This is a genomic window from Actinoplanes awajinensis subsp. mycoplanecinus, from assembly GCF_001509495.1.
Classification (GTDB): Bacteria; Actinomycetota; Actinomycetes; order Mycobacteriales; family Micromonosporaceae; genus Actinoplanes; species Actinoplanes palleronii.
The window spans coordinates 1-287 of record NZ_LLZH01000231.1 but is presented as its reverse complement, the minus strand read 5'-3'; the positions used below and the strand labels follow the sequence as shown (position 1 = coordinate 287).

The window sequence follows — 287 nt, the reverse complement described above, 5'->3', positions numbered from 1 at the left end:
TGTTCACCCCTCCGGCGTGCACGGTCGGCGCGATCGGCATGGTCTGCTACGGCGGCCCGGTCGACGCTCCGGCGCAGATGTTCGACGACCCGCACTGGGTCGACTTCGAACAGGCCCTCGCCCACCTGGACGGGTACCTGCTCGCGGAGGCCGGCTGCCAGGCGTACGACTTCAACGACGCCCGGGGACGCACCCTCGACGAGGTCACGCGCATGCTGCGCCGGGCCGCGTCGACTCCTGCGGAACAGATCCAGGACGCGCTGCAGCTGCAGCACGCCAACGGCACC

General features: G+C 71.1%; 1 protein-coding gene. It reads left to right on the top strand.

Annotated features, from left to right (window positions below):
* Window positions 1-287: DUF6197 family protein (locus tag ADL15_RS54340; RefSeq protein WP_449369306.1), on the top strand; the 287-nt coding region annotated here is incomplete at both ends.